We start from the raw sequence: 20,337 nt of genomic DNA on the forward strand, positions 1-20,337 counted from the left end.
GCGAAGTCACCTGTACGCCCGGCGGTGAGCCGTACGCGGCGAGTCGCGTCGTGGTCGCCCGGCGGGGGACCGTCTCTTACCGGCGTTTGTGCCCCTTGGATTTGGTGTGTCGGGCGGCGGGCTCGCGGCCGGGGGGCTGGCGGGGCTGCCCGTTCGACGGCGGGTGCGGCGGGTTGGGGCGGGCGACCGATTCCCGGTCCAGGCGGATCTGGTCGCCGTGGTGGGTCAGGGTGATCGGCGGGCCCTCCAGGAGTTCGTAGGTGGTCGTCTCTTCCGTGGCGGCGACGCTCACCAGGCTGCCGCGGTAGCGCAGGCGGAAGGCGAGCCGGGTGATCTCCGGCGGCAGCTTCGGGGCGAACCCCAGCCGCCCCTGGCCGGCGCGCATCCCGCCGAACCCCGTCACGAGGACGATCCACGCCCCGGCCAGCGAGGCCATGTGGACACCGTCGACGGTGTTCTTCTCCAGGTCCTCCAGGTCCATCAGGGCCGCCTCGCCCAGATAGCGGTAGGCCAGGTCGAGGTGCCCCACCTCGGCGGCGATCACCGCCTGGGTGCAGGCGGACAGGGACGAGTCGCGGACCGTCAGGGCCTCGTAGTAGGCGAAGTTCCGCGCCTTGTGGTCGGCGGTGAAGGCGTCGCCGCGCAGGTGCATGGCGAGGACCAGGTCGGCCTGTTTGACCACCTGCTTGCGGTAGAGGTCGAAGTAGGGGAAGTGCAGGAGCAGCGGGTACTGGCCGGGCTTGGTGGCGGCGAAGTCCCAGGGCGCGTGCTGGGTGAACGCCTCGTGCTGCGGATGCACGCCCAGGTCCTCGTCGTAGGGGACGGACATCGCGGCGGCGGCGTCGCGCCAGGCGGTGGTCTCCTCGGCGGTGACGCCGAGCCGCTCGGCCTCGTCGGGATGGCGGGCCGCGGTCTCGGCCGCCACGCGCAGGTTCTGCTGGGCCATCAGGTTGGTGTAGACGTTGTTGTCGACGACGGCGCTGTATTCGTCGGGCCCGGTGACCCCGTCGATCCGATACCGTCCGGCCGGGTCGTGATGGCCGAGGGCGCACCACAGCCGGGCCGTGCCGACCAGCAGCGGCAGGCCGGTCTCCCGCTCGAACGACGTGTCGTCGGCGGCGTCGACGTACTGGGTGACCGCGTGCGCGATGTCGGCGTTGACATGGAAGGCCGCGGTGCCGGCCGGCCAGTAGCCCGAACACTCCTCCCCGTGGATGGTCCGCCACGGGAAGGCGGTGCCGTGCAGCCCCAGCTGGGTGGCGCGGGCCCGCGCCAGCGGGACGATGGACCGGCGCCACGACAGCGCGTCGGCGACGGCTCGCGGATAGGTGTAGGTGAGCACCGGCAGGACGAAGATCTCGGTGTCCCAGAACGCGTGCCCGTCGTAGCCCGAGCCGGTCAGCCCCTTGGCGGGTATGGGGCGCTCCTCCAGGCGCGCGGCCGACTGCAGCAGGTGGAACAGCCCGAAACGGACGGCCTGCTGCACTTCGGGGTCGCCCTCCACCTCGACGTCCGCGCCGTTCCAGAAGTCGTCGAGGAAGCGCCGCTGGTCGGCGCACACACCGTCCCACCCGGCCAGCCGGGCGGCGGCGAGCGCCGCGACGACCTGATCGTGCGTGGCGGCCCGCGAACGCCGCACCGACCACCCGTAGGAGAAGTACTTGACCAGTCTCAGCGGCCGTCCGGGGGCGAGGTTCGTGGCGACGGTAAGCCGGCTGACATCGCCGCTGCCGTCGGCGTCGACCAGGGTGCCGTCCGGACCGTCGATCTCGTGGCTCATGCCGGCGGCCACCCGTATCCCGCTGACCCGGGTGCGGTGCACCATGATCGCCGGGCCGTTCTTGTTCGGGACGTTCTCCTCCAGCACCAGCGGCGACCGCAGCCGCGCGGCCGCCCGCGGGTCGTCGTCCGTGGTCTCCTGGGTCTCGTTGGCCACCAGCTCCGACTGCACGACGACGCGCAACGGCTCGTCGACCGCCTCGACCTCGTACCGGATCGCGGCGACGGCGCGGTGGGTGAAGGACACCAGCCGGGTGGAGGTGACCCGCACCCGCGTGCCGGTCGGCGAGCTCCACAGGACGGTGCGCGTCAGGGTGCCGGCGCGCAGGTCGAGGACCCGTTCGTGCTCGTGCACCGTCCCGTAGCGCACGTCGAAGGGCTCGTCGTTGACCAGCAGCCGGATCACCTTGCCGTTGGTCACGTTCACGACCGTCTGCCCGGACTCGGGGTAGCCGTAGCCCGCCTCCGCGTACGGCAGCGGCCTCAGCTCGTACAGCCCGTTGAGGTAGGTGCCTGGCTCCCCGTGCGGCTCGCCCTCGTCCAGGTTGCCGCGCAGGCCGATGTGCCCGTTCGACAGCGCGAACACCGACTCGCTCTGCGCCAGCACGTCCAGGTCCAGCCGGCGCTCCCGCACCGACCACGGCTCGATGGCGAACGCGGGATGCCGGATCATCGCCGGCCCTCCGACTTCAGCAGGTCGGCCAGGTCGCCGACGACGACGTCGGCGCCGTGCTCGCGCAGCGCGTCCGCCTGCCCCTTCCGGTCGACGCCGACGACGAAGCCGAAACCTCCGGCCCGGCCGGCCGCCACTCCGGCCAGCGCGTCCTCGAACACCGCCGCCTGCGACGGCTTCAGCCCCAGCGCCTCGGCGCCCGCCACGTACATGTCCGGGGCGGGCTTGCCCGCCAGGTGCCGCTCGCGGGCGACCACCCCGTCGATCCGCGCCTCGAAGTGGCCGGCGATCCCGGCGGCGGCCAGGATGTGGGCGGCGTTGGCGCTCGACGACACCACCGCCCTGCGCAGCCCTGCCTCCTCGGCGGCCCGCACGTATCGGACGGAGCCGGGGAACACCTGCACGCCGTCCCTGTCGAGTATGGCCTGCACCAGGGCGTTCTTCCGGTTGCTCAACCCGTACAGGGTCTGCGCGTCCTGTGGGTCGTCGGGCTTCCCCTCCGGGAGGCTGATCCCGCGCGCCTCCAGGAAGCTCCGGGTCCCGTCGAGCCGTTTCTTGCCGTCGACGTAGCGGTCATAGTCGGCCACCGCGTCGAACGACACGAAAGGGGTGCCGGTGCGGTCTGCCCGGTCGCGCAGGAAGTCGTCGAACATCGACTTCCACGCGGCGGCGTGCACGGTGGCGGTGCGGGTGAGCACGCCGTCCATGTCGAACAGGCACCCGCGCACCCCGTCAGGCATCCCCAGCATGATCCCCCCGATCAGCGCCATGCGGCCCGACCTGCGACTTACCCCCTCTCCCGCTCTTGTCACCCGGGCCGGAGACGTCAGGCCGTGGACGGCGGCACCGGTTACCGGGGAGCCGGGGCGGACCACTCGACCAGCGGCGGGCGGACCGCGGCGCACAACGGGTGACCCCGGGCATCGGTCAGCCCCAGCCGCGCCACCAGCAGCCCGTGGCCCGCCGCGGCGTCCAGCACGTCAGGGGGGACGCCGTCGAACAGCAGCTTCGCCCGCCGGAACATCGAGAACCCCCCGGCGTCGTCGGCCGACATCCAGGACAGGTAGACGAACCGGCCGCCCGGCCCGCCCTGGACGAACGGGCCCTGGAGGTCCCAGCCGGACTCCCCGCGGGTCGCGGTCACTTCCAGCTCCCAGACGGCTGAAGGGGCGTCCGCGGGGAACGTGCCCGTCAACTCGCCGGGGCGCGCCCGCCGTTGCACGCCGACGTGGATGTCGCGGACCCCGGGAAGCCCGCATTCGAGCCCTGGCAGATCGGACGCCTCGATACGGAGCAGCATGCCGGCATCATGCCCCGGCCCTACGACAGAACCGGCCCCCGCGACGGCATCAGCCCCGGCACGCGGGGCAACCTCCGCTCGCGTGCGGCGCTGAGTAACCCTCGGGCAGGAGGAAGGCCAGGATGCGATGGCCTTCCCCGGCGCGTACCGGAGCGAGCGTGGTGATGGTCAGCTCTACGTGACGGTCGTCGGCGCCCGTGTGACCCGGCTCGCGGAAGAGCATCGGCCTGGACGGGCCCTGCACGAGCAGCTCGGTGCCGCCGGCCCAGAGGCGTTCGGCGTCGGGGCTCCGCTCGCGCAGGTCGTCCACCACGGCCATCAGCTCGTGGCCGCGCCGTGACCGCATCGCCCGGCCCCGGACCAGCGACATCAGCGCCGTCGCCTCGCGCTCCCACTCGACCATGACGTGCTTGGAGTGCTCGTGCAGGAAGAACCAGTGGAGGATCGTCCGCTCGCCTTCGGGCATGGCGGTGAAGTCGCAGATCCACCGGGCGAACGCGGAGTTCTGACTCTGGACGTTCCACAACCCGTCGGTCACGTACGCGGGGTGCGGTTCGAGAGCGCTCACCAGGCGGTGGAGGGCCGGGTCGGGCTCGACGGCGCCGTCAGGCTCGGGAGGAGGGGTGCCGTCCGCGAGGTACCACAGGATGCTGCGCTCGTCCTGACCGAGCTGGAGCGCCGACGCGATGGCTTCGAGCAGCTCGGAGGTGGGGCGGTGCTCGGCGCCCTGCTCCAGCGCGCTGATGGTGCGGATGGAGTATCCCGTGAGGTAGGCCAGGTCCTCCTGGGTGAGGGAGTCACGGCGGCGGGAACGTCGCGGGGGAAGGCCAACCTGGCTCAGGGTGATCCTGGCCCGGCGCTCGCGCAGGAACTGGCCGAGGAGCTCGCGGCTCTCGTGCAAGCGCTCCCCCCCTTGCCGCGTCAAGCAGGAAATGGCGTTGCCGGTAACGGTATCGCCGGTAACGGCGTCCCGGGAACTCAGTTTGCCCTGGTGCCTCGGCGACCCCCTGATCAACATGGTCGACATGACAATCATTGAGGCAATGACGCGGAGACGCCCGCCGCTGCTCACCGCCGGGATGCTCGCGGCGCCGATCTGGATCCTGCTCGCCGCGGCCCAGGCGGCCACCCGAACGGGCTTCGACCTGACCCGGCACCCGATCAGCATGCTCTCGCTGGGCGACCTCGGCTGGATCCAGGTCTCCAGCTTCCTGGTGACCGGTGTGTTGACCCTGTGCGGTGCGGCGGGGATGCGCCGCACCGGCCTGGACGGCGTGTGGGGGCCTCGCCTGCTCGGCCTGCAAGGGCTCGGCCTGATCGTGGCGGGCGTCTTCCCGGCCGATCCGGGCTTCGCGTTTCCTCCTGGTACGCCCGACGTGCCGGGGACGATGAGCTCGGTCGGAGCCGTGCATCTGGCGGGGGCCTGCGTCTCGTTCCTCGCGATGATCACGTGCTGTTTCGTGCTGAGCCGGCGGTTCGGCGGCACGTCCTGGGCCGTGGCGGGCCGCGCCGGCGGCGTGCTGCTCGCGGTCGGCCTGTGCTGGGGGATGAGCGGCGCGCCGGGCGGGCCGCTCGCCATGTTCGCCGGCGTCGTCGCCGCGTGGTCCTGGATCGCGGTGACCATGTCCACACTGGAGAAGGCCGTACGGGCCTGACAAGTCGTCATACGAGAGGGAGAGTCATATGTCTTTCCAGGCTTATCTGGACAACATCGAGACCAAGACCGGGCTGACGCCCCGCGAGTTCATCGAGCTCGCGAAGGAACGCGGGTTCGACGACCCGTCCGTGAAGGCGGGCACGATCGTCGAGTGGCTCAAGCAGGACCACGGGCTGGGCCGCGGGCACGCGATGGCGCTGGTACACGTGATCAAGAAGGGCCCGGCGATCGACGCCAAGCATGTCGGCAGCACCGGAACTCACCGGGACGAGTCCGACACCCTGTGGCTGGACGGAAAGGACAACCGGCCCTGATCCAGCCGGCGGCTCACCCATCGGTGGCCGCTAGGCGTGTCCTGCCCGACGGCTGCATCCCGCCCGCCGTCACCGACGGGGTCTGCACCGCCTGCCACCCGGCTGTCTGACCCGGGGCCGGGGGTTCACGGGGCGACCAGCAGGGCCGACAGTCTGCGCAGGCCGCGGGAGGTGCGGGCCTTCACGGTGCCGAGCGGCACCCGCAGCCGTTCGGCGATCTCGCGCTGGCTCAGGTCGCCGAAGTAGGCCAGCTCGATCGCCTGCCGCTGGGCGTGCGACAGCTCGGCCAGCGCCCTGCTGAGCCGGTCGCGGTCCGCGAGGTCGTCGACCTCGGAGCGTCCTCGTCCTGGCGGGTCGCCGGCCTCCTCCAGCGGCACCGTGACGGGCCTGCGGCCGCGCAGGTGGTCGACGGCGCGGCGGTGGGCGATGGCGAAGATCCAGGCCGCCAGGCTCCTGGACGGGTCGTACCTCTCGCGCGAGCGCCAGACGTCGGCGAAGACGACCTGCACCAGGTCCTCCACGTCCTGGGCGGGCACGTACCGGCGCAGGTAGGAGCGCACGGCGGGGCCGTGCGCGCGGTAACACCCGCTGAGCGATTCCTCGTCACTGATCCGCATGTCCCTGCCCCTCATCCCAAAAACCTATTCAAAACTTATTCATAGCTGGGCATAGGGGGATGCCACAAGGTCCTCCGGTGAAAGGGCTGCTCAGGCGAGCGTGGCCGTGATGCGCGCGACGGCCTCGGGCAGCGTCGACACCCGGACGACGCCCGGGGGCGGCTCGCCCTGCCAGCCGAGCCCGCCGATGACGATCCGGCACGCCGGACGGAGCCTCGGCAGGGCCGCGAGCGGGGCGGTGTCACCGGTGATCGCCTGCTGCGACCAGACGAACACGACCACCGGGCCGAGCCTCCGCATCGCGTGGGCCAGCGCCGCGTAGGGGGTGCGCGCGCCGAGGACGCGGGTCTGCACGCCCACCTCGCCGAGCGCGGCGGCCAGAGCGTGCACCGGCAGGCTGTGCTGCTCGTCCTCGGCGCAGGCCAGCAGCACCGGACGGCCCTCGTGCGGCGGGACGTCGCGGGCACGGCGCTGCAGCGCCGCCTGGACCCGGTCGGACAGCAGGTGCTCGACGTCGATGCCGGCGCCGGTGTCGTCCTGGCGGCGGCAGATGGCGTCGAAGACGGGGAGCAGGAGCCGCTCCCACGTCCACACCACGCCGTGCCGGGCCAGCGTCTCCTCGACCAGGCCGGAGACCTGGTGGCTGTCGAGCACGAGCGCGGCCCGGGCCAGCGCGGCCGTGGGCGGCCGCCGCGGACCGGCCTCAGAAACGCCGGTCGGGGGGGTGCCGGTCGCGGGGGTGCCGGTCGCAGGGGTGCCGGTCGCAGGGGTGCCGGTCGGGGGTGCGCCGGTTTCCGGGGCGTCGGCGGGGGTCTCCTCCGTGGGCTCCGGCGTCGCGGCGGGAGGCGGGGGCGGCAGCGCCAGGGCGAGCCTCGCGGCCTCCGCCGGCGCCAGGCCGGTGGCGATCAAACGCTTCATCTCGGTCAGCCGCCGCAGGTCGGCGGCGTCGTACCGGCGGTGGCCGCCGGGGGTGCGGCGGCTGGGCCCCAGGCCGTAGCGGAGGTTCCAGGTGCGCAGTGTGGGGGCGGGCACGCCCAGCCGCCGGGAGGCGGCTCCGATGCCGTAGCCCGCGTCCTCCACGTTGTCCGGTGTCTCCTCGACCATGGTCTTCCCGCTGACGTTCGACGTGTCCGACCATCTTTTCGCGGTTCCGGAGCCGCTCGGACGCATGACCAGGCGTGTCCCCCGCGGAAACCCGGTACGCGCTGGTTACCGTGATAGTGCGATTCGAGCTCGCGTGCAACCGGGTCGGGCCCCTCCTGCGAAGACTTCCCATAGCGACAGAAGGGGCTGCGTACATGGACACGGTGATCGCGCGAACCACCCACGTGCGCGAGCAGGTCGACCGGCGGCTGGCGCGGCTGCTGGACCACCAGGTCCGCCGGCTCGGCTTCCTCGCCCCGGCGGAGGTCGGTCTGGTGCGCGAGTACCTGACGGCGTTCGTCCTCGGCGGCGGGAAGAGGCTGCGGCCCGCGTTCGTCTACTGGGGCTACCGGGCGGCCGGCGGCGAGCGGCTGGAGTCGGTGCTGCCCGCGGCCTGCGCCGTGGAGCTGGTGCACGCGGCGGCGCTGCTGCTGGACGACGTGATGGACGAGGCCGGCTCGCGGCGTGGCCGGCCGGCGGCGCACGTCGCGCTGGCCGAGCTGCACCGGCGGTCCGGCTGGCGGGGCGACGCCGACCGGTTCGGCGAGTCGGCGGCGACCCTGCTCGCGCTGCTCGCGCTGAGCTGGGCCGACGCCGCGCTGCTGGATACGGGGCCGCACCTGGGGCCCTCGCTCGACGTCCTCACCCGGCTGCGGGTGGAGGCGATCGGCGGCCAGTATCTCGACCTGGCCTGTACGGCCGGGGCCCGGACGGGTGACGAGCCGTCGCGGGTGATCTCGCTCTACAAGTCGGGCAAGTACACCGTCGAGCGGCCCCTGCACCTCGGTCACGCCGTCGCGGACGGCTGTCCCGAGACGCGCCGCACGCTGAGCGCGTACGCCATCCCCCTGGGCGAGGCGTTCCAGCTCAGGGACGACGTCAACGGCGTGTTCGCCGACCCGGCGCGCACCGGCAAGCCCTCGGGAGCCGACCTGCTCCAGGGCAAGGCGACCTACCTGCTCGCCTACGCCCGGCGCGAGACGGGCAGCGCGCTCCTGGACGACATCACCGACCAGCGGGGGGTGGCGGCGGCGCGCGAGCTGATCGTGGAGTGCGGAGCGCTGGACGCGGCGGAGCGGCGCATCGCCACGCTGGTCGACGAGGCGGTCACAGCGCTGGACCGGCCGCCCGGCATCCCGCACGAAGCCAGGACGGCGCTGGTGGACCTGGCCGCCCAGTGCACGGAAAGGACCTTCTGATGAGCCCCGTGGTCGTCGTCGGCGCGGGCCTGGGCGGGCTGTCGGCCGCCATCCACCTGGCCGCGGCCGGTCGCGAGGTCACCGTGGTCGAGGCCCTCGGCGAGCCCGGCGGCTGCTGCGGAACGACCCGCCTCGGGGCGTACCGCTTCGACACCGGTCCGTCCGTGCTCACCATGCCGGGCGTGCTCGCGGAGGTCTTCGGGGCGGCCGGGCAGGAGCTGCGGCACTGGCTGCCGCTGCGCCGGCTGGATCCCTCGTACCGGATGGTCTTCGACGACGGGTCGCGGCTGGACGTGCGGGCGGAGCGGGAGGCGATGGCGGAGCAGGTCCGCGCGGTGTGCGGGCCGGCGGAGGCGGCCCGCTACGAGCGCTACCGGAGCCTGCTCGACGAACTGTTCCGCGTCGAGTGGCCCGCGTTCATCGACGCGGACATGACCCGGCTGCGCGCCCTGGCCCGGCCGGCCGCGCTGCTGCGGCTGGCCCGGCTGGGCGGGTTCCGCCGGCTGGACCGCCTGGCGGCCCGCCACCTGACGGACCCTCGGCTGATCAAGGCGCACACGTTCCAGTCCCTGTACGTGGGGCTGTCGCCGCAGCGCGCGCTGGGCATCTACGCCGTCATCGCGCACATGGACACGGTCGGCGGCGTGTACTTCCCTCGGCACGGCGGCATGCACGCCATCCCGGCGGCCATGGCGGCGTTGCTGGAGAAGCTGGGCGCGGACCTCCGCTACGGCGCGCCCGCCGACCGGGTCGAGACGGACGGCGACGGTGTCACCGGCGTGCTGCTGCGGGACGGCGAGCGGCTGGCGGCCCGGCACGTGGTCGTCGCCTGCGACCGGCTGGCGGCCCGGCGGCTGCTGCCCTCCCGCGCGGGCGACTGGCGGCTGCGCCGTCCGCGCCACTCCCCGTCGTGCCTGGTGATGCACGTCGGCCTGGACCGCCCGCCGACCGGCCAGGCGCACCACACGCTGCACTTCGGCCGGGACTGGAACGAGACGTTCACCGCTCTGGAGGCGGGCCGGCCGCAGCCCGACCCGAGCCTGCTGGTCACCTGCCCGGCGCCGGACGGCGAGGCCGCGCCGGACGGGCACGCCACCCTCAGCGTCCTGGAACCCGCGCCCAACCTGCGGCACACCGACTGGGACCGGCTGCGCCCCCGGCTGGAGTCCCGGCTGCTCGACCGCATGGCGCGACTCGGCTACGGCGACCTGTCGGGCGCGCCCCGGCTGGTGCTGGACCCGCCCGCCTGGGCGGCGCGCGGCCACACCGCGGGCACCCCGTTCGCGCTGGACCACCGCTTCACCCAGACGGCGTGGCTGCGCCCCTCCGCCGTGGCCCGGCGGGTGCCGGGGCTGCACTTCGCCGGCATGTACACCGCGCCCGGAGTCGGGGTGCCGCCCGTGCTGATCTCCGGCCGGCTCGCCGCCGAACGCATCCTCAAGGAGACCCGTTGACGCTCACCGCCAGCTACGAACGCTGCCGGCGGCTCCACGCCCGCTACGGCCGCTCCTACTACCTGGCCACCCGGCTGCTGCCGCGATGGAAGCGGAGGCACGTGCACGCGCTGTACGGCTTCGCCCGGTACGCCGACGAGATCGTCGACTCGTTCACGATGACCGCCGACCGGGCCCGCGCGCTGGACGCCCTGACCGTCAAGGTCGAGGCCGGGCTCGCCGGGGCGAAGCAGGACGATCCGGTGCTGCCCGCGTTCCTGCACACCGTCCACTCCTTCGGCATCGGCCACGACGACATCGCGGTCTTCCTCGCGTCCATGCGCGCGGACCTGTCGGTGACCCGGTACGCGACCTACGACGACCTGCTCGGCTACATGGCCGGATCGGCCGCCGCCATCGGCACGATGATGCTGCCGGTGCTGGAGGCGACGCCCGGCCGCGAGGAGGCGGCCCGCGAGCCCGCCCGCCAGCTCGGCCTGGCGTTCCAGCTCACCAACTTCCTGCGCGACGTGCGCGAGGACTACGCCAGGGGCCGCGTCTACCTGCCGATGGAGGATCTGGACAAGTTCGGGGTGGACCCGGACGAGCTGGGCGCCCGCCGTACGGGGCCCGCCCTGCGGGACCTGCTCGCCTTCGAGGCGGGGCGCGCCCGCGACCACTACCGCGCCGCCGCCGGGGGGATCGGCCTGCTCGCCGCCTCCTCCCGGCCGTGCGTCCGCGCCGCCTACGCCCTGTACGGCGGCATCCTCGACGAGATCGAGCGCCGGGGCTTCGAGGTCCTGGCGGGCCGGGTACGGGTGCCGCGCCGGCGCAAGGCGGCCGTGTTCGCCCGCCACCTGCTGGCCTCCGCCGAGGCGAGCAGGGCCGAGCGCCGCGTCAGCGTGGAACTCCCATGACCGCCGGCCTTTCCATGACTCCGCCTGTTGTCCTGGACGCGATGGGTGGGGACCACGGGCCGGTGGCGACGGTCGCCGGGGCCGTGGCAGCGTGGCGGCGGCACGGGGTGCCCGTCGTCCTGGTCGGCGCGCGGGACCGGGTGGAGCGTGAGCTGCGCGGGCACGGCGCCGCCGGGGAGATCGCGGTGGTGCACGCCGAGGACACCGTGCCGATGGCCGAGCGCGGCGCCGCCGCGGCGACGCTGACGACGTCGAGCCTGGCCGTGGGCTGCGAGCTGATCAGCCGGGGCGAGGGCGGTGCGTTCGTGTCCGCCGGGTCGACCGGCGCGGTGGTCTCGTGCGCGGTGCGCGGCATCGGCCGGGCCGGCGGGGTGCTGCGGCCGGCCCTGGCCGTGGCCCTGCCCTCGCTGACGGGTGGAGCCAGCGTGCTGGTGGACGCGGGTGCGACCGCCGACCCCAGCCCGGCCATGATCGCCCAGTTCGCCCAGCTGGGGGCGGCCTACGCGCGGGCCGTGCTGGGCCGTGCCGACCCGGTGGTGGGGCTGCTGTCGATCGGGTCCGAGCCGGGCAAGGGCAACCGGCTGACGCGCCGGGCCGGGGACCTGCTCGCCGCCCTGCCGCTGCGTTTCCACGGCAACGTGGAGGGCCACGACGTGCTGGCGGGCACCGTCGACGTGATCGTCACCGACGGCTTCACCGGCAACATCGTGCTGAAGAACGTCGAGGGGTGCGTCCGCACGGCGCTGGCCATGGTCGCCCAGGCCGGCATCGCCTCCCCGGAACGGCTCGCCGAGGTAGCCCGCCGCTACGACCCGGAGACCCACGGCGGCGCCGCCCTCCTGGGTCTGCGCGGCACGGTCGTCGTCGCCCACGGCTCCTCTCCGGCGGCCACGATCGCCCGCGCCTGCGTGGTGGCGCACGCGCTGTCATCGCAGAACCCGGCGGCCGGCATCGATGCCGTGGCGGTGGAGACGGCGCCATGACCACCGTCGGCGTCCAAGCCGTAACGGTGGAGACATCGTCATGACGTCCTCAGCGCAGCGGATCGGCTCCGTCCCAGGTGCCCTCACTGGCGTACGGGGTGAAGCGGGCGAACAGCTCCTCCGCGTACCAGTCGTCGGCCCGCACGCGCTCGATGACCCGCCGGTGCGCCTCGCCCCGGTAGGCGAAGGCGCGCACCGCCTCGCGGTCGCGCCAGAGCGAGAAGGTCGCCTGCCGGGCCAGCGGCCACTCGCCGATGCCGATCGAGGCCAGGCAGCCGTCCTGCCGCCGCAGCAACTCGTCGACCGGCGGCACCGACCGGTAGAACGCGACCAGGCGGCGAGGTCGGATCGACGCCCTCGTGAGCACCGCCACCGGCCCGCCACCCCGGCGCGCCGCGCCCGCCCCGAAGGCCCCCGGAGCCTCGAAAAGTACCCCGGTCGCCTCGCCCCTAAGGGGCTTCCTTGGGGCGTCGCCAGGTACACCGGACCCCAGGAATCCACCCACACCCTGGACCCGCTCGGACCTGAGGGGCTCCCCCGGGATGTCGCCAGTAGCCCCGGACCTGTAAGACCCGCCCATACCCCGAACCCGCTCGGCCCTGTGGGAGTCCCCGGGGGTGTCGCCGGTGGGCGCCGTAGGCTTGGACGGCCCCCTGGGGGTTTCGCTGGGCTTGAGGGGCGGGGGCGGGGCGAAGGGGTCGCGGCCCGACCAGGCGCCGCGCGAGGCCATCGGGGACAGCCGCGCCTGCCAGTATTCGGACGCCTCAGCCCGCCAGCGGGCCGCGATCGGCGAGGCGCGCAGGAACTCGTCCAGATCGTCCTCGCCGCGCCAGACCGCGAACAGCGCCCACCGGCGCAGGTCGGCGCCGAGGGACATGGCCCGGCCGCGGCCGGTGCCGAGCAGCCGCCAGAACAGCAGCCCGCCGGTGCGCCGCAACAACGGCCGGTCGAAGGCCATGTGCCGCATCGCGCGGGCGCTGTCGTACCGGATGAGGTGGAACGACGCGATGGTTGAGGTGGTGGTGTCGGTCATGGCCGGCTACCTGCTCGGCTCGGTGCCGGTGGCGGTCCTGGTGGCGCGGGCGCACGGCGTGGACCCGCGCGACGTCGGCGACCGCAACCCCGGGTACTGGAACGTCAAGGAGCAGCTCGGCCTGCGGGCCGCCGTGCCGGTGTTCGCCGGTGACACGCTCAAGGGCGCGCTGGCCGCCCTCGTGGCGCTCCTGGTCAGCGGCGTCCACACCACCGCGCTCGGCGTCGTCACCGGGGCGAGCGCGCTGCCGGTGTACCTGGCGGTGGCGGCGGCCATGGCGGGGCACGCTTGGCCGGTCTTCGCCGGCTTCCGCGGCGGCCGTTCGATCCTGACCTTCGCGGGGGGCGTCGCGGTCATCTGTCCTCCGGCGTTCGTGCTGGCGGTGACGGCGCTGGTGGTCACCGCCGTGGCGCTGCGCTCGTTCGCGGTGGGGGCGCGCCTGGCGGTGTTCGGCGTGCCGGTTCTGCAACTGCTGTTCGCGCCCGTGGAGCTGGTGGCGGCCACCGGGGGGCTGATGTGCCTCATCGGGCTGCGCTTCGGCCAGGCCGCGCTCGCCGAGCGCCGCCGCTGACCTCCGGGTACGTACGACCGCGCCAGGTCCGTACGGGACGCAGCGTCGCCTGGGTGAGCCGGAACGCGGCGGCGGGGTCGAGCAGCGGCGACAGCAGCAGGCCCAGGCCGGGGGCGCGGTAGCTGCCGCGCAGCGCGCCTGTGAGCAGCAGCCGCGCCGCCAGCAGCGCCGTGTCCAGGCGGGTGGGGCGGCCGGCCGCCAGTCGGAGCACCGGCAGCGCCCCGGTCAGCCAGATGACGGCCAGATCGGCCGCCTGCCAGCCGGGGCCCGTGACGTCGCGCAGCGGGAGCGAGCGGCCCCACTCCCGCCACAGCTCGCCCACCGAGTCGTGCATGTCGACCTCCAGCAGGCCGCCCGCGTCCAGGAAGCCGACCGTCCAGCCCTGCCCCGCCAGGCGCCTGGCCAGCGCCACGTCATCGGTCATCCGGTCGCGTACCAGCGCGAACCCGTCCGCTTCTGCCATCCGGGCGCGCCGGAAGGCCATGCACTGGCCGTTGGCGACGGCGCGGTGCGGCGGCGGCGGGCTCGCCGGGCCGACGGGCCCGAACCGGTAGACCAGCGTCGCCAGCATGGAGGCGTGCAGGGCCTGTTCGAGCACGCCGTCGCAGACGAACCGGGGGCCGGCGCTCACCAGGTCGTACCGCTCCAGCGTGGCCGCCAGCGCGCCGAACAGGCCGGGCCCCGGCCGGGCGTCGGCGTCCAGGGTGACCACGACCTCGCCGCCGGCCGCCACCACCCCCTGGCGCAGCGCCCACTGCTTGCCCACCCACCCGCCGGGCAGCGGCTCGCCGGTGACGACCTTGGCCCCGGCCGCTGCCGCCACCTCGGCCGTACCGTCGCGGGAGCCGTCGTCGACCACGATCACCTCGGTGACGGCGGGGTCGGAGAGCGCGGCCCGCAGGCACGGCCCGATCCTGGCTTCCTCGTCGCGCGCCGGGATCACCACGGAGATCGTCACGCCCGCGTCCCGGCGCGGCCGGAGCGGCGGAAGCCGCCGCCGCCCCCGCGCGAGCCTGGCGAGCGCCACCCCGGCGGCGACCGCCTGTACGACCGTGAGCGACCTCATCGGGAACCACCTCGCACGTCGCTCGCCGTGGGCGGCCCGGTGCGGAAGTCCTGGGCCACCAGGTCGGCCACGATGCGGGCGCCCAGTGTCACCATGGGCAGCCCGCCGCCCGGGTGCGCGGAGCCGCCGACCAGGTACAGGCCGCGCCGGGGGCCGCGGTTGCCGGGGCGCAGGAAGGCCGACAGCCTGCCCCGGTAGGCGCTGCCGTAGATGGCGCCGCCCCAAGCCCCGTAGCGGTCGCGCAGGTCCGCCGGGGTGAAGACGTCGGCGAAGCGCAACCGGCCCGCCAGGTCGTGGCCGCGCTCGGCCAGCCGCTCCAGCACCAGATCCCGGTACGCCGCCACGCTGATCGGCCACCGGCCGGGATCGCGGGCGGGCACGTTGACCAGCATCGTCCAGTTCTCCGCGTCCGCCGGGGCCTGCGAGGGGTCGTCCACGGCCGAGCAGCCGACGTAGATCGTCGGGTCGAGCGGCGGGCTCCCCCGGTCGAAGACGTCGGCGAACTCCCGTTCGTAGTCGGCCGAGAACAGCACCGCATGGTGCGGCAGGCCGGGCGTGCGCCCCTCCACGCCGGCCAGCACCAGCAGCGCCGACGACGAGCGCCCCAGCCGGGCGATCCTGCGCAGCCGCCCACGGTCGGGCAGCAGGCGGCCGTACAGCGCGGCGGCGTCGGTGTTGGCCACCACGACGTCCGACCGGACCCTCTCCCCGCTCGCCAGCCGGACCCCCGTGACGGCGGAGCCACCGGCCTCGACCGCCGCGACCGGCTCGGACAGGAACACCTGCACCCCCGCCGCCTTCAGCAGCAGACCCAGGTCGTCGGCCAGCCGGGCCAGGCCGCCCGGCGCGTACCAGACGCCCTGCCCGTGCTCCAGCGCGGGGACGCACCCCAGCGCGGCGGGCGCGCGGTACGGGCTGGACCCGGCGTAGGTGGCGTAGCGGCCGACGTACTGCCGCAGCCTGGCGTCACGGAAGTAGCGGCGGGCCAGCCCGTCGAGGGTGCGCGCGGGCGCCACGGCCAGCAGGTCGGACAGCCGGGCCTCACCGGGGCGCCGGATCAGCGGCCCGGCGAACACGGTCCGGTCCGCCGCCTCCAGGGCGCCCCTGGCCCAGCCGTGGAAGGCCCGCCAGGCCCGCCCTTCGCCGGGGGCCAGCCGCTCCACCTCCGCGGCCATGCGTTCGGGGTCGCGCCGGGCGTCCAGCACCGTGCCGTCGGCGAACCGGTACCGGCACAGCGGGTCAGGTTCGATCAGCTCGCGGTCCAGGCCCAGCTCGCGGAAGAGGCCGGGCATGGTCAGCAGCGACGGCCCCAGGGAGAAGGCGAACCCGTCACGGCGATGCTCGGCCAGCTTGCCGCCCAGCCGGGGCAGCTGCTCGTACAGCCGGACCTCGTGCCCCCGCCGGGCCAGCAGCAGCGCGCACGCCATGCCGCCCACGCCGCCGCCGACCACCGTCACCTCTGCCATGACCGCCTCCAGGCCGGCGCGGCGAACGCGCCCATCGTGATCCCGCCGGCCGCCGCCACCAGCGGGTCGGTCGGGTCGAACACCGCGGCGAAGGCGATCGTCTCCATGACCGCCATGACCGTGTAGACCGCGAGCAGCCCTCGCCCCGGCGCGGCGTCGCCGGCGACGCGCCCGACGACCAGCATGACCAGGGCCGACACCAGCAGCCAGCCGGCGAAGTTGCTCAACGGGATGCCCCGGTAGAAGCCGTCGTCCGCCGCCCACGTCCACAGGCCGAGTCGGACCATCTGCGGGTCGAGGAACAGGTCCCACGCCGTCAGCGCGGCCGCGCCCGCGCAGACGCGCGCCCAGCCGCCGAAGAGGGTGGCGGCGACCGCGTACGCGGCGAGCCCCATGCCGCCCCACGCCACCGCCACCACGACGGGCACGCCGCCCACCTGGGGCCACAGCACGTCGCTGTAGGCGTACTCGCCGAACGGGAACCCGGTCAGCACCCCGACCACCTCGGCCGCGTACCCGGTCAGCACGGCCGCCCCGAACGCGGCCAGCGCCCGGCGCGTCCCCCACGCGCCGGCGGCGAAGGCGACGGCGGACGCGGCGAGCAGCGCCACGATCAGCCCGGTGAACCGTTCCGGCCGCGCGGCCAGCCCGGACGCCACCTGGAGGCCGACCATGGCCAGCAGGGACAGGACTCCCAGGGCGCGGGCCGGCCCGAGGGCCACGCGCCCCGCCTGTTCGCTTCTCGTCTGTTCCACACACTGTCTTTCGAAGCCGTCGCGATCACGGATGCACGTGCCCGATGGCGTCCCAAACGAGCGCCATGGCGGTCCGAGCATCGGGACAAGATTTCCCCGCGCCGCTGTGACCAGGTCCGACGCCGGCCTGCGGGTGGCGTGCGGCGACCCGTTGTGGGCAGCTGTGGGGCATGGTTGAGGACCAGTGCCTGGGCAGGCCGCGGGTGGCGGTGTCGAGCTGCCTGCTCGGCGCGCGCGTACGGCACAACGGCAACCACAGCCGTGCCCGCTACCTCACCGACGAGCTGGCGCCGTTCGTGGACTGGGTGCCGATCTGCCCGGAGATGGAGATCGGCCTCGGCACCCCCCGCGAGTCGCTGCGGCTCGAACGCTCCCCCAGCGGCCCCCGGCTCATGACCAGGAACACCGGCTGTGACCTCACGCCCGCCATGACCGGGCTGGCCGCCGAGCGGTCCGCCGGGCTGGACGTCGACGGGTACGTGTTCAAGGCGAAGAGCCCGAGCTGCGGCATCCACGGCATCCCGCTCTACGACGGGGAGACGATGGTGACCCGGCAGAACCGGGGCCTGTTCGCCGACGCGGTGATCGAGAGCCATCCCCTGCTGCCCGTGGAGGACGAGGGCCGGCTCCGCGACGCCGTCCTGCGGGAGGCGTTCACCGAGCGGATCTTCGCCCACGCGCGCCTGCGCGAGCTGCTGCGGAGCGACTGGCGGCCGCGCGACCTGGTGGCCTTCCAGTCCCGGCACAAGATGCAGCTGCTCGCGCACTCCACCGAGGGCTACCGCGAGACCGGCCGCCTGGTCGCGGAGGCGGGCACGCGCCCGCGCGAGGAGCTCGCCGGCGCGTACGGCACCGCGTTCCGCACCGCGATGGCGGTCAAGGCGTCGGTCGGGCGCAACGTCAACGTCCTGCAGCACTGCCTCGGCATGCTCGGTGACGAGCTCGACCCGGTCCGCCGGGCCGACCTGGCCGAGGTCATCGCCTCCTACCAGGAGCGCCGGGTGGCGCTCAGCGTGCCGCTCGCCCTGCTGCGCCACCACGCCCGCGGCGAAGCCGCCACCTACGTCCAGAACCAGACATACTTCCTCCCGTATCCGGACGAGCTGGGCCTGCGCAACCATGTCGTGTGACGTGCGCGGGCCCGGGTATGCGCAGGTCATGGCCGATAAACGGAAGAAGGACCCGTCGGTGGGCGACGAGGTCACCTGGCGCAGCCACGGTTCCACCGCCCACGGCAAGGTCGAGAAGAAGATCACCAAACGGGAGAAGGAGGCCGGCCGTACCGTGGCCGCCTCGCCCGACGAGCCCCAGTACGTGGTGCGCAGCGAGAAGAGCGGCAAGAAGGCCGTGCACAAGCCGTCGGCCCTGCGCAAGGACAAGGGCTCCTGATGACCGGGGAGGAGGAGCGGGCGATCGCGGCCGAGTTCGGCAAGGCGGTGAACATGACCGCCGGGGAGCTGAAGCGCTGGCTCGACACGGACGAGTCCAAGGCGGTCGGGCAGAAGGACGGCGGCGGCGAGTCCACCGGCCACGAGTCCGGCCGCAGGATCGTCGAACTGCTCCACAAGAAAGAGTCGGCTCTCACCGAGCAGGACTACGCGCACATGCGCAAGGTGATCGGCTACGTGCACCGCCACCTGGCGCAGCGGCCGTCCGGCGACGTCCGGGAGACCAGATGGCGTTACTCGCTGATGAACTGGGGCCACGACCCCCTCAAGTGACCGCGGTCCCGCGTCCGGGATGACACCTGTCACGGCCCTTCGATGACCGCGGTCTCTACCTCGGCACCGCCCCGTCCGGCGAAGATCTGACCATGACGAACGACAAGAAGACCTCTCCCGACTGGACGCTCGGAATGGCCTGCGGGCTGGCCATCGGCATGGGCCTCGGCGTCACCCTGCACGACCTCCTTCTGGGGATCTCGCTGTCCCTCTGCTTGGGGGTCGCCCTCGCGTACGCGCTTGCGCCGCGCGAGGCGGACACCGCGGACGCCGAGTAGCCCCTGCCCTCCTCTGACGGCTTGACAGCTGATCCAGAGCACCGGCTACTCTCTCATATATGAACAGCTCTTCAAGTGACAGTGTGTTGACCATCGACGGCTGCAGCGTCAAGGTGGTCGACGGTGACCGGGTGGCCGCCGTGCGCGAGCGGATGCCCGCCCCCGAGGACGTGGTCGACACCGCCGACGTCTTCGGCCTGCTGTCGGACCCCAACCGGCTGCGGCTGCTGGTCGCGTTGCTGGACGGAGAGCTGTGCGTGTGCGACCTCGCGGCGGTGACCGGGCAGAGCGAGTCGGCCGTCTCCCACGCCCTGCGGCTGCTGCGCGCGCACCGCATCGTGGCCGCCCGGCGGTCCGGCCGGATGGCGTACTACCGGCTTGAGGACCCGCACGTGCGGATGCTGCTGGACCTGGCGCTGGAGCACACCGGGCACACCGAGGCGATCCACCCAGAGCGCGGCGGGGACCACTGATGGGCACCGGGCACGGGCACGGCCACGCGGCCGGCCGGCACCGCTGGCGGCTGGCGGTCTCCTTCGCCCTGATCGGCGCGTTCTTCGTGGTGGAGCTCGTCTACGGTCTCCTCTCCGGCTCGCTGGCGCTGCTGTCGGACGCCGGCCACATGGCCGCCGACGTGGTCACCCTCGGCGCGGCGCTGGTCGCCACGCGGATCGCCACCCGGCCCGACACCACCGGCCGGCGCAGCTACGGCTCCTACCGCGCCGAGGTGTTCGCCTCGCTGCTGGCCGTGGTGCTGATGATCGTCGTGTCGGTGTACGTGGTGGCCGAGGCGATCGGCCGCATCGGCCACCACGTGGAGGTCTCCTCCGGCCCGATGCTGGTCGTCGGCGCGCTCGGCCTGGCGGTCAACCTGGTCGCCCTGATGCTGCTGCGTTCCGGCGCCGCCGAGAGCCTGAACGTCAAGGGCGCCTACCTGGAGGTCGTGGCCGACACCGCCGGCTCCGTCGGCGTCATCGTCGCCGGCTGGCTGGTCGCGACCACCGGCCGGCCCATCTGGGACACCGTCATCGCCCTGGCCATCGGCGTCTTCGTCGCCGCCCGGGCGATCTCGCTCGGCCGCCAGGTCTTCGCCGTGCTGGGCCAGCACGTCCCCGAAGGCATCGACGCCGGCGCCGTGGCCCAGGACCTGTCCGCCATCGACGGCGTCCGCGACGTGCACGACCTGCACCTGTGGACGCTGACGTCCGGCATGAACGTCGCCACCGCCCACCTGGTCACCGCCGACCAGAGCGACAACCACGCGGTGCTGGACCAGGCGCGCGACCTGCTGCTCCAGCGGCACGGCGTGGCGCACGCCACCTTGCAGGTCGAGCCCGCCGACCACAGCGGCTGCGACGAACTCGGCTGGTGACCCGAGCCCGGGGGCGGACGCGGCGCCGATCGAACTTCTTCGCCCGGGGTGCGTATCTCG

General features: G+C 73.8%; 23 protein-coding genes. 13 read left to right on the plus strand and 10 right to left on the minus strand.

Translation table 11 applies throughout. The features are described from left to right. Positions 1–76: 76 nt before the first annotated feature. From FR742_RS35895 to FR742_RS35910, 4 genes are all read right to left on the minus strand, one after another. Complete coding sequence (locus tag FR742_RS35895; protein WP_148035732.1) at positions 77–2,452, minus strand: glycoside hydrolase family 65 protein; 2,376 nt, start codon at positions 2,450–2,452, stop codon at positions 77–79. Next, positions 2,449–3,222, minus strand: coding sequence for a beta-phosphoglucomutase family hydrolase (locus FR742_RS35900; protein WP_261808967.1), 774 nt, complete (start codon positions 3,220–3,222; stop codon positions 2,449–2,451). The genes FR742_RS35895 and FR742_RS35900 overlap by 4 nt, the downstream gene beginning before the upstream one ends. A gap of 80 nt (positions 3,223–3,302) precedes the next feature. Further along, positions 3,303–3,752, minus strand: a complete 450-nt coding sequence (locus tag FR742_RS35905; RefSeq protein WP_148035733.1) for a DUF5990 family protein — start codon at positions 3,750–3,752, stop codon at positions 3,303–3,305. A 49-nt stretch (positions 3,753–3,801) separates the two neighbouring features. After that, complete coding sequence (locus FR742_RS35910) at positions 3,802–4,653, minus strand: helix-turn-helix domain-containing protein (RefSeq protein ID WP_187281535.1); 852 nt, start codon at positions 4,651–4,653, stop codon at positions 3,802–3,804. 142 nt (positions 4,654–4,795) lie between these two features. Here FR742_RS35910 and FR742_RS35915 point away from each other — a divergent pair, with 142 nt between their 5' ends. Continuing rightward, positions 4,796–5,407, plus strand: coding sequence for a DUF998 domain-containing protein (locus tag FR742_RS35915; RefSeq protein WP_261808968.1), 612 nt, complete (start codon positions 4,796–4,798; stop codon positions 5,405–5,407). 28 nt (positions 5,408–5,435) lie between these two features. Next, on the plus strand, positions 5,436–5,723 hold the full coding sequence (locus tag FR742_RS35920; RefSeq protein ID WP_148035736.1) for a DUF4287 domain-containing protein: 288 nt from the start codon (positions 5,436–5,438) through the stop codon (positions 5,721–5,723). Between the two features lie 125 nt (positions 5,724–5,848). Here FR742_RS35920 and FR742_RS35925 read toward each other — a convergent pair whose 3' ends face one another. Together FR742_RS35925 and FR742_RS35930 are read right to left on the minus strand one after the other, a co-directional pair. Beyond that, the gene (locus FR742_RS35925; protein ID WP_261808969.1) at positions 5,849–6,340 is read right to left on the minus strand and encodes an RNA polymerase sigma factor; all 492 of its coding nucleotides are present in this window, start codon (positions 6,338–6,340) and stop codon (positions 5,849–5,851) included. Between the two features lie 90 nt (positions 6,341–6,430). After that, positions 6,431–7,444, minus strand: a complete 1,014-nt coding sequence (locus FR742_RS35930; protein ID WP_148035738.1) for a MerR family transcriptional regulator — start codon at positions 7,442–7,444, stop codon at positions 6,431–6,433. A 194-nt stretch (positions 7,445–7,638) separates the two neighbouring features. On the opposite strand from FR742_RS35930, the gene FR742_RS35935 reads away from it, so the two are divergent. From FR742_RS35935 to FR742_RS35950, 4 genes are read left to right on the plus strand one after another with little or no spacing between them, the layout of a single operon-like run. Further along, positions 7,639–8,682 carry a polyprenyl synthetase family protein gene (locus FR742_RS35935; protein WP_148035739.1) on the plus strand — a complete coding sequence of 348 codons (1,044 nt, stop codon included), beginning with the start codon at positions 7,639–7,641 and terminating at the stop codon, positions 8,680–8,682. Then, positions 8,682–10,136 carry an NAD(P)/FAD-dependent oxidoreductase gene (locus FR742_RS35940; protein ID WP_148035740.1) on the plus strand — a complete coding sequence of 485 codons (1,455 nt, stop codon included), beginning with the start codon at positions 8,682–8,684 and terminating at the stop codon, positions 10,134–10,136. The genes FR742_RS35935 and FR742_RS35940 overlap by 1 nt, the downstream gene beginning before the upstream one ends. Further along, positions 10,133–11,032 carry a phytoene/squalene synthase family protein gene (locus FR742_RS35945; RefSeq protein ID WP_148035741.1) on the plus strand — a complete coding sequence of 300 codons (900 nt, stop codon included), beginning with the start codon at positions 10,133–10,135 and terminating at the stop codon, positions 11,030–11,032. Before FR742_RS35940 ends, FR742_RS35945 begins: the two co-directional genes overlap by 4 nt. 14 nt (positions 11,033–11,046) lie before the next feature. Next, positions 11,047–12,015: a phosphate acyltransferase gene (locus FR742_RS35950; protein ID WP_148037168.1), complete on the plus strand. Its 969-nt coding sequence runs from the start codon at positions 11,047–11,049 to the stop codon at positions 12,013–12,015. Positions 12,016–12,064: 49 nt separating this feature from the next. On the opposite strand, the gene FR742_RS46155 is transcribed toward FR742_RS35950, so the two are convergent. After that, positions 12,065–13,048 carry a hypothetical protein gene (locus FR742_RS46155; protein ID WP_261808970.1) on the minus strand — a complete coding sequence of 328 codons (984 nt, stop codon included), beginning with the start codon at positions 13,046–13,048 and terminating at the stop codon, positions 12,065–12,067. On the opposite strand from FR742_RS46155, the gene FR742_RS35965 reads away from it, so the two are divergent. Next, a complete protein-coding gene (locus tag FR742_RS35965; RefSeq protein ID WP_148035742.1) occupies positions 13,023–13,619 on the plus strand; it encodes a glycerol-3-phosphate acyltransferase in 597 nt (198 codons plus the stop codon). The genes FR742_RS46155 and FR742_RS35965 overlap by 26 nt on opposite strands. On the opposite strand, the gene FR742_RS35970 is transcribed toward FR742_RS35965, so the two are convergent. The 3 genes from FR742_RS35970 to FR742_RS35980 are packed head-to-tail and all read right to left on the minus strand — an operon-like array spanning position 13,570 to position 16,906. Beyond that, a complete protein-coding gene (locus FR742_RS35970) occupies positions 13,570–14,685 on the minus strand; it encodes a glycosyltransferase family 2 protein (protein ID WP_148035743.1) in 1,116 nt (371 codons plus the stop codon). The two genes, FR742_RS35965 and FR742_RS35970, sit on opposite strands and share 50 nt — an antisense overlap. Next, a complete protein-coding gene (locus FR742_RS35975) occupies positions 14,682–16,151 on the minus strand; it encodes an NAD(P)/FAD-dependent oxidoreductase (RefSeq protein ID WP_187281536.1) in 1,470 nt (489 codons plus the stop codon). Before FR742_RS35975 ends, FR742_RS35970 begins: the two co-directional genes overlap by 4 nt. Beyond that, positions 16,139–16,906, minus strand: a complete 768-nt coding sequence (locus tag FR742_RS35980; RefSeq protein WP_261808971.1) for a carotenoid biosynthesis protein — start codon at positions 16,904–16,906, stop codon at positions 16,139–16,141. Before FR742_RS35980 ends, FR742_RS35975 begins: the two co-directional genes overlap by 13 nt. 170 nt (positions 16,907–17,076) lie before the next feature. Here FR742_RS35980 and FR742_RS35985 point away from each other — a divergent pair, with 170 nt between their 5' ends. From FR742_RS35985 to FR742_RS36010, 6 genes are all read left to right on the plus strand, one after another. Beyond that, on the plus strand, positions 17,077–18,036 hold the full coding sequence (locus FR742_RS35985) for a DUF523 and DUF1722 domain-containing protein (RefSeq protein WP_148035745.1): 960 nt from the start codon (positions 17,077–17,079) through the stop codon (positions 18,034–18,036). A gap of 28 nt (positions 18,037–18,064) precedes the next feature. Continuing rightward, on the plus strand, positions 18,065–18,295 hold the full coding sequence (locus FR742_RS35990; protein WP_148035746.1) for a DUF2945 domain-containing protein: 231 nt from the start codon (positions 18,065–18,067) through the stop codon (positions 18,293–18,295). After that, positions 18,295–18,627 (plus strand): DUF3140 domain-containing protein, encoded by a 333-nt coding sequence (locus FR742_RS35995; protein ID WP_148035747.1) that lies wholly within the window; start codon positions 18,295–18,297, stop codon positions 18,625–18,627. The genes FR742_RS35990 and FR742_RS35995 overlap by 1 nt, the downstream gene beginning before the upstream one ends. A gap of 92 nt (positions 18,628–18,719) precedes the next feature. Then, positions 18,720–18,905: a hypothetical protein gene (locus FR742_RS36000; protein ID WP_148035748.1), complete on the plus strand. Its 186-nt coding sequence runs from the start codon at positions 18,720–18,722 to the stop codon at positions 18,903–18,905. Positions 18,906–18,988: 83 nt separating this feature from the next. Further along, a complete protein-coding gene (locus FR742_RS36005; protein WP_271275534.1) occupies positions 18,989–19,378 on the plus strand; it encodes a helix-turn-helix transcriptional regulator in 390 nt (129 codons plus the stop codon). After that, entirely contained in the window at positions 19,378–20,277 is a 900-nt protein-coding gene (locus FR742_RS36010) for a cation diffusion facilitator family transporter (RefSeq protein ID WP_148035750.1), read from the plus strand. Before FR742_RS36005 ends, FR742_RS36010 begins: the two co-directional genes overlap by 1 nt. The last annotated feature ends 60 nt before the right edge of the window (positions 20,278–20,337 follow it).

The organism is Nonomuraea sp. C10, assembly GCF_008017515.1.
Taxonomy (GTDB): Bacteria; Actinomycetota; Actinomycetes; order Streptosporangiales; family Streptosporangiaceae; genus Nonomuraea; species Nonomuraea ferruginea.